Origin of the sequence: Roseomonas rosulenta, assembly GCF_016106005.1 — a bacterium.
GTDB lineage: Bacteria > Pseudomonadota > Alphaproteobacteria > Acetobacterales > Acetobacteraceae > Neoroseomonas > Neoroseomonas rosulenta.
Genome location: NZ_JACADR010000142.1, coordinates 1 through 11,197, shown reverse-complemented (window position 1 = coordinate 11,197; position 11,197 = coordinate 1). Strand labels below are relative to the sequence as shown.

General features: G+C 72.3%; 11 protein-coding genes and 1 pseudogene. 8 read left to right on the top strand and 4 right to left on the bottom strand.

Going from position 1 to position 11,197, the window contains the following annotated elements; genetic code table 11:
- The 8 genes from HW578_RS16325 to HW578_RS16290 all read left to right on the top strand — a co-directional run.
- Window positions 1-1,392, top strand: a 1,392-nt coding sequence (locus tag HW578_RS16325) for an ATP-dependent DNA helicase RecG (protein ID WP_198371660.1), incomplete at its 5' end; no start/stop codon positions are given.
- Between the two features lie 136 nt (window positions 1,393-1,528).
- Complete coding sequence (locus tag HW578_RS16320; protein ID WP_198371658.1) at window positions 1,529-2,260, top strand: ABC transporter ATP-binding protein; 732 nt, start codon at window positions 1,529-1,531, stop codon at window positions 2,258-2,260.
- Window positions 2,260-2,988: an ABC transporter permease gene (locus HW578_RS16315; RefSeq protein WP_232479026.1), complete on the top strand. Its 729-nt coding sequence runs from the start codon at window positions 2,260-2,262 to the stop codon at window positions 2,986-2,988. Before HW578_RS16320 ends, HW578_RS16315 begins: the two co-directional genes overlap by 1 nt.
- 4 nt (window positions 2,989-2,992) lie before the next feature.
- Window positions 2,993-4,933 (top strand): GldG family protein, encoded by a 1,941-nt coding sequence (locus HW578_RS16310; RefSeq protein WP_198371655.1) that lies wholly within the window; start codon window positions 2,993-2,995, stop codon window positions 4,931-4,933.
- Between the two features lie 13 nt (window positions 4,934-4,946).
- Complete coding sequence (locus HW578_RS16305; protein ID WP_198371654.1) at window positions 4,947-5,996, top strand: DUF4340 domain-containing protein; 1,050 nt, start codon at window positions 4,947-4,949, stop codon at window positions 5,994-5,996.
- Window positions 5,993-6,445, top strand: a complete 453-nt coding sequence (locus HW578_RS16300; protein ID WP_198371652.1) for an NUDIX hydrolase — start codon at window positions 5,993-5,995, stop codon at window positions 6,443-6,445. The genes HW578_RS16305 and HW578_RS16300 overlap by 4 nt, the downstream gene beginning before the upstream one ends.
- Before the next feature lie 61 nt (window positions 6,446-6,506).
- Window positions 6,507-6,770, top strand: a complete 264-nt coding sequence (locus HW578_RS16295; RefSeq protein ID WP_198371650.1) for a hypothetical protein — start codon at window positions 6,507-6,509, stop codon at window positions 6,768-6,770.
- A gap of 248 nt (window positions 6,771-7,018) precedes the next feature.
- Entirely contained in the window at window positions 7,019-8,023 is a 1,005-nt protein-coding gene (locus HW578_RS16290) for a Bug family tripartite tricarboxylate transporter substrate binding protein (protein WP_198371648.1), read from the top strand.
- A 33-nt stretch (window positions 8,024-8,056) separates the two neighbouring features.
- Here the strand turns inward: HW578_RS16290 and HW578_RS16285 are convergent, their stop codons facing one another.
- The 4 genes and pseudogenes from HW578_RS16285 to HW578_RS16270 form a co-directional block, all read right to left on the bottom strand.
- Window positions 8,057-9,430: a sigma-54-dependent transcriptional regulator gene (locus HW578_RS16285; protein ID WP_198371647.1), complete on the bottom strand. Its 1,374-nt coding sequence runs from the start codon at window positions 9,428-9,430 to the stop codon at window positions 8,057-8,059.
- A gap of 4 nt (window positions 9,431-9,434) precedes the next feature.
- Window positions 9,435-9,704: a hypothetical protein gene (locus tag HW578_RS16280; RefSeq protein WP_198371646.1), complete on the bottom strand. Its 270-nt coding sequence runs from the start codon at window positions 9,702-9,704 to the stop codon at window positions 9,435-9,437.
- Between the two features lies 1 nt (window position 9,705).
- Complete coding sequence (gene msrP / locus HW578_RS16275; RefSeq protein WP_198371644.1) at window positions 9,706-10,647, bottom strand: protein-methionine-sulfoxide reductase catalytic subunit MsrP; 942 nt, start codon at window positions 10,645-10,647, stop codon at window positions 9,706-9,708.
- Window positions 10,648-10,704: 57 nt separating this feature from the next.
- Window positions 10,705-11,197 (bottom strand): annotated as a pseudogene (locus HW578_RS16270) (UDP-phosphomannose--protein mannosyltransferase); the annotation flags it as partial.

The following is an 11,197-nucleotide window of genomic DNA, read 5'->3' as shown; positions in this document are numbered from 1 at the left end:
CTCGTGCGGCGCCGCTCCCGCGACCGGCCGGGGCGCGCGCTGCGCGGCGATGGCGCGGTGCGCGAGCGCGCGCTCGCCGCCTTCGGCTTCCCGCCCACCGAGGCACAGCGCCAGGCGATCGCCGAGATCGATGCCGACCTCGCCGCGCCGCGGCGCATGCTGCGCCTGCTGCAGGGCGATGTCGGCGCCGGCAAGACGCTGGTCGCGCTCATGGCCATGCTGCGCGCGGCGGAGGCCGGCGCGCAGGCCGCGCTGATGGCGCCCACCGAACTGCTCGCGCGCCAGCATCTGCGCAGCTTCGAACGGCTCTGCGGTGCCGCCGGCGTGCCGGTCGCGCTGCTGACCGGCTCGGTGAAGGGGCGCGAACGCAAGCGCGTCCTGGCCGGCCTCGCGGATGGCTCGATCCCGCTGGTGCTCGGCACCCATGCGCTGTTCCAGGAAGGTGTCGCGTTCCACGACCTCGCGTTGGCCGTGGTGGACGAACAGCACCGCTTCGGCGTCGCCCAGCGCCTGATGCTGGCCGAGAAGGGCGCAGCGGTGGACATGCTGGTCATGACCGCCACCCCCATCCCGCGCACCCTGCTACTGACCAACTGGGGCGAGATGGCGGTCAGCCGCCTCGCGGGAAAGCCGCCCGGGCGCCAGCCCATAACCACGCGCGTCGTCAGCCAGGACCGGCTGCCGGACATCGTCGCGCGCCTCGGCGAGGCGATCGCGCGGGAGGAACGCGCCTACTGGGTGGTGCGCGCCATCACCGGGTCCGAGCGCGACGATTCGGTGGCCGCCGAGGACCGCTTCGCCGACCTGAACGCGCGCTTCCCCGGCCAGGTCGGCCTCGCGCACGGGCTGCAGGACATCGCGGTGCGCGAGGCGGCGCTGGCCGATTTCGCGGCCGGGCGCACCCGCATCCTGGTGGCGACCACGGTCATCGAAGTGGGCGTGGACGTGCCCGAAGCCACCATCATGCTCATCGAGCAGGCCGAGCGCTTCGGCCTCGCCGCGCTGCACCAGCTGCGCGGGCGGGTTGGTCGCGGTACGAAGCCCTCCGCCTGCCTGCTCGTGCATTCGCCCGGGCTGACCGAGGGCGAGAAGCGCCGCCTGCTCGTGCTGCGCGAATCCGACGACGGCTTCGAGATCGCCGAGGAGGACCTGCGCCTGCGCGGCGGCGGCGACGCGCTGGGCGCCCGCCAGGCCGGGCTGCCCGGCGCAAGGCTGCTCGACCCGCGGGAGGACCCGGAGGAATACGCCCGCCTGGTCGAGATCGCGCATCGCGACGCCGAGGTGCTGCTGGAACGCGACGCCGCGCTGGCTTCCCCCCGCGGGCGGGCGACGCAGATGCTGCTGGCGATCTTCGGCCACGACCTGTCGATGGCGCCGCTGGAAGCCGGCTAGCGCCCGGCCGCGGGGGCTTGCATCCGGCGTCCCGGCGGTTCAAATCGCCCCCCCGCTGACCTTGGCTTCCATTCCGACCCGGGCCGGCGCCGACCCGGCGTACCAGCCCGCACGACCGAACAAGGGGAGACCGGCCTTGGCCGCGTTGATCGAGATCGAGCGCCTGACCAAGCGCTTCGGCGCCTTCACCGCCGTGGACGACGTGTCGTTCTCGGTTGATCGCGGCGAGGTCGTGGGCTTCCTCGGCCCCAACGGCGCCGGCAAGTCCACCACCATGAAGATGCTGGCGGGCTTCGTGACACCCACCGCCGGCACCGCGCGCATCTGCGGCCAGGACGTGGTGGACCACCCGGTCGCGGCGAAGCGCAGCCTCGGCTACCTGCCCGAGGGCGCGCCCACCTATCCCGAGATGACGGTGAGCGCCTTCCTCGGCTTCGTCGCGCGCATCCGCGGCTATCGCGGCGCCAACCTCGCGACGCGCGTCGCGCATGCCATGGACCTCACGCAGCTCGAGGGCGTGCGCCTGCAGCCGATCGAGACTCTCTCGAAGGGCTTCAAGCGCCGCGTCGGCCTGGCGCAATCCCTGCTGCACGACCCGCCGGTGCTGGTGCTCGACGAGCCCACCGACGGGCTCGACCCCAACCAGAAGCACGAGGTCCGCGAACTGATCCGCCGCATGGCGCCGGAGAAGGCGATCCTGATCTCGACCCACATCCTCGAGGAGGTGGAGGCGGTCTGCACGCGGGCCATCATCATCGCCCATGGCCGCGTGCTGGCGGATGCCACGCCGAAGGCGCTGGAGCAGCCGGACCGGACGCTGGAACAGGTGTTCCGTGACCTGACCACGAAGCCCGCGGAGGCCGCGTGATGGCTGCGCTGATCGTCGCCCGGCGCGAGCTCGCCGGCTATTTCGCCACCCCGGTCGCCTATGTGTTCATCGTGATCTTCCTGATGCTGGCCGGCGCACTGACCTTCACGCTGGGCGGCTTCTTCGCGCGCGGGCAGGCCGATCTCGGGCCGTTCTTCACCTTCGTGCCCTGGCTGTTCCTGTTCCTGGTGCCGGCGCTCACCATGCGCCTCTGGGCCGAGGAACGGCGCCTGGGCACCATCGAATTGCTGCTCACGCTGCCGCTGCCGCAATGGCAGGCGGTGGTCGGCAAGTTCCTTGCCGCCTGGGCCTTCTGCGCCATCGCGCTGGCGCTGACCTTCCCGCTGGTGCTGACCGTCAACTACCTCGGCCGGCCGGACAATGGCGTGATCGCAGCGGGATATGTGGGCTGCCTCCTGGTGGCGGGCGCCTATCTCGCGGTGGGCGCGGCGATGTCGGCCATGACCAAGAACCAGGTCATCGCCTTCGTCCTCGCCGTCGCGGTGTGCTTCCTGTTCGCCGCGGCGGGCTCGCCCATCGTCACCGAGTTCCTCTCCCAGCGCATCCCGCTGCTGGCGGAGGTGGCGCGCGGTCTGTCCGTCACGGAGCGCTTCAACAGCCTCACGCGCGGGGTGATCGCGCTGCGCGACGTGGTGTTCTTCCTGTCCTTCATGGGTTTCTTTCTGTTCGTGAACGCGGTGGTGATCGACCACCGGAAGGCGGATTGATCCGATGAGCGGCATGGCAACTCCGCGCGCCGGCTCTCGGCGCCTCTGGTCCTCGGCCCTCGGCGTGCTGGCGGCCGCCGTGCTGGCGGTGGGCGTCAACATGCTGGTGGACCGGCTCGCGCCGCGCGCGCGCATCGACCTCACGCAGCAGCGGCTCTACACGCTCTCGGCCGGCACCGTGTCGGTGCTGCAGGGGCTGCAGGACCCGGTCACGCTTCGGATGTTCTATTCGCGCCGCCTGGGCTCGGCGTTGCCCGCCTATGGCGCCTATGCCGACCGCGTTCGCGCCATGCTCGAGGAATACGTCGCCGTCTCCGGCGGCAAGGTGCGGTTGGAAGTCTTCGACCCCGAGCCCTTCAGCGAGACCGAGGACCGCGCCCTCGCCTACGGCCTGCAGGGCGTGCCGGTCGACCAGTCCGGCGAGCAGATCTATTTCGGCCTGGCCGGCGTGAACCTGCTGGATGACGAGCGCACCATCCCCTTCTTCCAGCCCGAGCGCGAGCGCTTCCTGGAATTCGACCTGACGCGCCTGGTCTTCGAATTGTCGAACCCGCGCCGCCCCGTGGTCGGCGTGATGTCCAGCCTGCCGGTCAATGGCGACCCGCGCATGATGATGATGATGCGCGGCGGCGTGGCCGGGCAGCCCTACGCTTTCATGCAGACGCTGCGGCAGTTCTTCACGGTGCAGGACGTCGCACTGGACGCCCAGCGCATCGCCGATGACGTGCAGGTGCTGATGGTGATCCATCCGCAGGGCCTGCCCGAGACCACGCTGTATGCCATCGACCAGTTCGTCATGCGCGGCGGCAAGCTGATCGTGTTCACCGATCCGCATTCCGAAGGCCAGGCCTCGCGCCCGGGCCCGGGCGGACAGCCGCCGCGCGACACCTCCTCGAACCTCGATCGCCTGCTCAACCCCTGGGGCATCGTGGCACCGCATGACAACGTGGTGCTCGACCTGCGCGGTGCCTGGCGGGTGCGCGCCAACCCGAACGACCGCGTGCAGGCGGTGGACTACGTGGCCTGGTTCAACCTGCAGGGGGATTCGCTCAGCCAGTCGGAAGTGGCGACGGCGCAGCTCAACCAGGTCACCGTCGCCTCAGCCGGCTCGGTGCAGCGCGCCGAGGGCGCGACCATCGAGATGGAGCCGCTGCTCACCGGCTCCGACCGCTCCATGCGCGCCTCGGTTGAACGCGTGCAGAACAACCCCGACCCGGCGCGCATCCTGGCCGAGTTCCGCCCGGACGGGCTGCGCCGGACCATCGGCGCGCGCTTCCGCGGCGCCGTGCCCTCCGCCTTCCCCGAAGGCCAGCCCCCGCCGCCCGAGGGCATCGAGCGTGCGGCCGACCTGCCCGCGCATCGTGCCCGCAGCGAGGGCCCCGCGAACCTGGTGGTGATCAACGACGCCGACATCCTCGAGGACCGCTTCTGGGTCCGCGTGCAGGATTTCTTCGGCCAGCAGGTCGCGACCCCCATCAGCGACAACGGCGCGCTGGTGGCGAACCTGGTCGATGCCTTCGCCGGCGGCGATGCGCTGATCTCGCTGCGATCCCGCGGCGAATCGCTGCGCCCCTTCACCGTGGTGGACGACATCCGCCGCGATGCCGACGCCCGCTTCCGCCAGACCGAGCGCGAGCTGACCGAGCGCCTCCAGGCGACCGAGCGCCGCCTGCGCGAACTGCGCCAGGGCCAGGGCGGCGCGGGCGCCCAGGCGAGCGCGGTGATCACCGCCGAGCAGCGCGCCGAGATCGACGCGGCGCGCGTGCAAATCCTCCAGACCCGCCAGCAGCTGCGCGCCGTGCAGCTCGACCTGCGCCGCGACATCGAGGGCATGGAGACCTGGCTGCGCGTACTCAACATCGCCGCCGTGCCTTTGCTGCTGACGCTGTTTGCCATCGGCCTGGGTGTCGCGCGCCGTCGCAAGCGCGCCGCGGCGCGAGCCTGAGGGGGGCAGCGCAATGAACCGTCGCACCCTATTGCTGCTGTCCGGGGCCGCCGCCGCCGCCGTAGGCGGCGCGCTGCTGCTCAAGCCCGCAGCGCCGCCACCGCCCTCGCCCGCCGGCGCCCAGCTCGCCTTCCCGAACCTGGCGCAACGCCTGCAATCCGCCGCGCGGATCGTTGCCACGCGCCATGACGGCACGCTTGAGGTCGCCCGCCGTGGCGAGACCTGGGTGCTGCCCGCCAAGGGCGGCTACCCGGTGCGCCAGGAGAAAGTGCGCGAATTGCTGGTCGGCCTGACCGAACTGCGCCTGACCGAACCGCGCACGGCGAACCCCGAACTGCTCGACCGCCTCGGCGTCGAGGACCCGGCGCTGCCCGGCGCGACCTCGACCCTGTTGCGCGTGCTCGACGCACAGGGCGGCGTGATCGCCGAGCTGGTGATCGGCCGGCGCCGCGTGCGCACCCAGGGCAACGTCCCGGAATCCGCCTATGTGCGCCGGCCCAGCGAGAACCAGGCCTGGCTCGCCGAAGGCCGTATCCCAGTCGATTCCGATCCGCAGCTCTGGCTCGACCGCGATATCGCGAACTTCCCGCGCGAGCGCGTCCGCCGCATCGCCGTCACCCGCAGCGGAGAGCCTCCGCTGGTGATCGCGCGCAGCGGCGAACCGGACGGCACGCTGCGCATCACCGAGCCCGCTGACGTGCCGCCCGGCGAGGAGACGGCGCTGGACGAGGCAGGCCGCGCCTTCGAGTTCCTCACTTTCCTCGATGTCCGCCCGGAAGCCGAGATCCCGGGCGAGGCGCTGGGCGAGGCGCGGTTCGAACTGACCGACAACCTCGCCATCCTGGTCCGCCCCCGCAAGGATGGCGAGGCGCTCTGGATCACGCTGGCCGCCGAGGGCGACGACGAGGCCGCGCGGCTGAATGCGCGCTGGCGCGGCTGGGCCTACCAGGTGGGTGCGTGGAAGGAGAAGGCCTTCGTGCCGCTGCTCTCGGAGCTGCGCACGGCCGAGCCGCCCGCCCCCGGGGCGCCGGAGACCCCCGCCGAACCGCCGCGCCCGCAGTGACCGGGCGCGAGTACCCCGACCGCCCCTGGGTGGGCATCGGCTGCATCGTCTTCCGCGGCGAGCACGTGCTGCTGGTGCGCCGCGGCAAGCCGCCGCGCATCGGGCAATGGTCCCTGCCCGGTGGCGCGCAGCATCTCGGCGAGACCGCCGAGGAGGCCGCGCGGCGCGAATTGCGCGAGGAAGCGGGCATCGAGGTCGGGCCGATGGCGCTCGCGATCGTGGTCGATTCCATCTCGCGCGACGAGGCCGGGCGGGCGCTCTACCACTACACCATCATCGACTTCGCGGCCGAGTGGCGCTCGGGCGAGGCGCGCGCCGGCGACGACGTGAGCGAGGTGGCCTGGACCCTGCCCGTGGATTTCGCCGCCTTCGACCTGACGGAGGCGACGCATCGCGCCGTCGCCGCGGCGCGCGCGGCGCTCCAGCGCGGGGCCGCCGCCGCGACCTGACAACGGCGGCCTTGGCCGCGCGCCGCGCCTGCGCAATGATCCGCGCAGGAGGAACCGTCCCATGATGTATCGCATGACCGCCCTCGTGGCGCTCGCCTGCGCCGCCCTGCCCGTCGCGGCCACAGCGCAGAGCGGCCCCGCCGTGGTCTATTGCGTGAACGATCGCATCCGCGTCGAGCGCACCACCATCCAGCAGCTGCGTGTCCACCAGCCGCACGCGCCCATCTGCATCATCGGCCCGTCCTTCGACTTCCAGCCCGATGGCGTCACCTGGGTGCGCCAGAACCTGCGCTCGGATGTCGGCGGAAGCTGCCGCTGCAACTGATACCGGGCGCACGAAGGTTTCACCTTCGTGCCCCTCGGACGCCGGGCGGCGGCCATCCGGCCGCCTTGGCTTCGCCGGACTGCCGGCGGGCGGCATTCGTGGCCTGGGCCCTTCGGGCCGCTGGTCGGCGCTTCGTGCGCCTGGCCTGAGCGCCCGCGGCGCATGAGCCTCCGCGCCGCGGACGCGGACCCTTCCCCCGCGCGCCGCGGCGCGTCAGGTTGGCGCCCCGATCCGCTGGAGCGACCGCCATGACCCCCGCCGCATTCTCCCGACGCAGCCTGCTGGGCACCGCCACCGCGCTGCTCGCCGCTCCGACCCTGGCGCAACCGCTTGCCGGTGGGCGTACCGTGCGTGTCATCGTCCCCTTCCCGCCCGGCGGCGCGGTGGACATCACCTCGCGCCTGCTGGCGGACCGGCTCGGCCCCGTGCTCGGCCAGACGGTGGTGGTCGAGAACCGCGCGGGGGCCGGCGGGCTCATCGGGGCGGATGCCATCGCCAAGGGGGATCGCGACGGCACGGTGCTCGGCCTGGTCAGCGCGACCTCCTACTGCGCCATGCCCTTCATGCATGCGCGCATGCCCTTCGACCCGCTGCGCGACCTGACGCCGGTGACGCAGTTGACCGATGGCGTGCTGCTCTGCGTGGTGAACGCCCAGACCGCCCAGGCGCGCGGCTGGACCGACTTCCGCGCGCTGGTGCAGTGGTCGCGCGCCAATCCCGAGCAGGTGAAGATGGGCTCCTCGGGCACCGGGACCTCCTCGCACCTCAACATCGCGGCGATCAACCGCTTCGCCGATGCGAAGATCCTGCACGTGCCCTATCGCGGCGGCGGGCCGGCCATCAACGACCTGCTCTCGGGCACCATCGACATGATGTTCGACGTCATGCCCGCGCTGATGCCGCATGTGGAGAGCGGAAAATTCAAGGCGCTGGCCGTCTCCTCGGGCGACCCGATCGCGCTGCTGCCGCAGGTGCCGGGGATGAAGGCCTTCGCCGATCTCGGCCTCGGCCAGCACGAGCTGATCAACTGGAACGTGGTCACCACCGCGGGCGGGACGCCCGCCCCGGTGGTGCAGCGCATCTTCGAGGCGATCCGCACCGTCAGCCAGCAGCGCGACTTCATCGAGCGCATGCGCCCGCTGGGCTACGGCATCATCCTCAGCGAGAGCCCCGAGGCGGCGGCGCGCATGATCCGCGCCGAGACCCCGCGCTGGCAGCGCATGGTCGAGATCTCGGGCGCACGGGTCGAATAGCGCGCCTGGCCGCGGCGCGCGGCGCGGGGGCGTTCACCCGCGCTGCGCCCAGGCCTCGCGCTTCCGGTACAGGGTCGAGGGGCTGACGCCGAGGAAGGCCGCCGCCTTGGGCACGTTGCCGCCGCACAGGCGGATCGCCTCCTCGATCGCCTCCCGCTCGATCTCGGCCAGCGGGCGGATGCGCCGTGCCGGGTCGGGCACGCGCGGGGCGGGCGGCGCCGCGGCGGGGGCGGCACCGCCATGCACCGTGACCGGCAGCATCGCCGCCGTCACCGCCTCCCCGTCATGCAGCACCACCGCGGTGCGGATGGCGTTCTCGAGCTCCCGCACATTGCCGGGCCAGCGATGGGCGCGCAGCAGCGCCGCCGCATCGGGGGCGAAGCGGGCGAAGCGCTTGCCTTCCTCGGCGGCGGAGCGCGCCAGGAAGGCCTCGGCCAGCAGCATCACGTCCTCCCCGCGCTCGCGCAGCGGCGGCAGCGGCACGGGCACGACGTGCAGGCGGTAATACAGGTCCTCTCGGAAGCGCCCGGCCTGCACCTCGACCAGCGGGTCGCGGTTGGTGGCGCAGACGAAGCGCACATCGGTATGCAGCGCCTTGGCGCCGCCCACGGGCACGAAGCTGCCGGTCTGGATGAAGCGCAGCAGCTTGCCCTGTAGCGCCAGGTCCATCTCGCAGATCTCATCCAGGAACAGCGTGCCGCCATCGGCCATGCGCGCGGCACCCGGCCGGTCGGCCACCGCGCCGGTGAAGGCGCCGCGGACATGGCCGAAGATCTCGCTCTCGATCAGGTCCTTCGGAATGGCGGCGCAGTTGAGCGGCACGAAGGGCCCGGCCGCGCGCGGCGAGAGCGCATGCACCGCCTCGGCGGCCAGTTCCTTGCCGGTGCCGCTCTCGCCCGTCACGAAGACCGTGGCGCGCGAGGCCGCGGCATTCTCCAGGATGCGATAGACCGCCTGCATCGCCGGCGCGGCGCCGATGAAGCCGGCCAGCCCGCCGCGCGGCGCCCCGGCCGCGAGGCTCGCCACCGTGCGCTTCAGCGCGGCGCGCTCCAGCACGTTCGCGAGCGTCACGACGAGGCGTTCCGCGGCGAAGGGCTTGACCAGGAAGTCGGAGGCGCCGGCGCGCATCGCCTCGACCGCGGTGGCCACCGACCCATGCGCGGTCATCACGATCACCGGTGGCGGGTCGGGGCGGGCACGGATCTCCGCCAGCAGCCCGAGCCCGTCGCCATCGGGCAGGCGCAGGTCGAGTAGCACGGCATCCGGCGGGTCGGCCGCGAGCGCCGCGCGCGCCCGCGCGAGGGAGGCGACATGCTGGATGTCGTGCCCCTCGTCGCGGAGATATTCGCGGTACAGGGTGGCGAGGGAGAGCGTGTCCTCGACCAGCAGCAGCCTGGCCGGGGGCACGGGGTCAGCCTCTGCCCGGCCGCATCGCCGCGATGATCATCAAGACCATGCCAATGAAGGCCGGCAAGCCCCAGGCCGGCAACGCGAGCAGCGGGACAAAGGCCGCGTTCCACATCGCCGGCCCGACCAGGCGCTCGAGCCCGACCTGCCGCGAGGCCAGGGCCGACGCGTTCACCCCATAGAGCATCTGGCCGAGCGGGTAGCCCCAGCCCATGAAGAAGCCGATGCAGAAGGCGGCGCCGAACAGGATGAAGGCAAGCGTGCGCAGGACCATGTCATGCCCAAAGTCGCTCGTTCTGCAGGCCGCTGTAAAGGTCCGCGACGAACTCCCCATAGCCGTTGAACAGTTGCGTCGGGATCCGGGCATTGGTGCCGAGCACCCGTTCGCTCGCCTGGCTCCAGCGCGGATGCGCCACCTCGGGGTTCACATTGGCCCAGAAGCCGTATTCGCTGGCCTGGATGCGTTCCCAGAAGGAGACCGGGCGCTGGTCGGTGAGCGCGATGCGCACGATGCTCTTGCCGGCCTTGAAGCCGTATTTCCAGGGCTGGTGGAATCGGATAGGCCCGCCGTTCTGCGGCGGCAGCAGCTTGCCGTAGGCGCCCACGACCAGGAATGAGAGGTCGTTCGCCGCCTCGGCCACGGTGCAGCCCTCGATATACGGCCACGGGTACCAGGACTGGCGCAGCCCGGGCATGACCGCGGGGATCGCCGCCGTCTCGAACACGACGTAGCGCGCGGAGGCCAGCGGCTTCACCTGCGCCAGCAGCGCACTCAGCGGGAAGCCGGTCCAGGGCACCACCATCGACCAGGCCTCGACGCAGCGCAGGCGATAGACGCGCTCCTCGATCGGCATGGTGCGCAGCAGGTCCTCGATGCCGAATTCGCGCGGCGTCTCGACCATGCCCTCGACCTTCACGGTCCAGGGGCGCTGGGGCAGGCGCTGGGCGCCCTGGCTGATCGACTTGCTGGTGCCGAATTCATAGTAGTTGTTGAAGGTGGTGACCTCGCGCTCGGGGCTGATCTCGCGCCCTGGCGCGTAGCGCGTGTTGCGCATGGCCGGCGGCAGGCCGCCCGCCGCCGGCTGGGCCTGCGCCGTCCCGGCCGCGCCCAGAATCGCCGCGCCGAGGCCGAGGGCCTTGCGGCGACCGAACACCAGGTGCTCGGGGGTGACGCGCGCGTCGGGAATTTCCCAGCCGCGGGGGATTCGGATCTGCATATCGGTCACTCCGTTCGGCCTGACAGATCGGCACGTCGCAGCCGGCTTCAAGCGTTCTCAGTGGCCCGGGCGCGGCAGCACCGCGGCGGACGGTTGTCCCGGGGCGGTGGTGACGCGGAACAGCCGGTAGGCCTCCGCCTCGATTCCGTCCCGGCTGCGGACGAGGCGCCCCTGCGGCACCGGCTCGGCGCCGGGCCAGAGAGGAGGTCCCTCTCCCCGCCTTTCGCTGCGGACCAGCAGGCCGGTTACGCCCGCCTGCGGCGCCGGCAGCGCGAAGAAGCCCCAGCGCGGGTCCATCGCCACCACCATGCGCCCCGGCGGCAGGCGGAAGGCCAGGACGGAGGCCAGGCCGTATTCCTCGGCGGCAACGAAGGCCGCCCCCTCCCGTTCCGCCGCCCCGGCGACGGCGGCGGTGAAGGCCGGCCAGCCGCCGAGCCGCGCCAGCGTTGGGTCGCTGCGCCGCGGCAGCGCCAGCGGTGCGGCCACCGCCTGCAGATACACCGCCCCCGTCATCGCCGCGCCCAGCGCAAGCGCGGGCACGCGCAGGCGC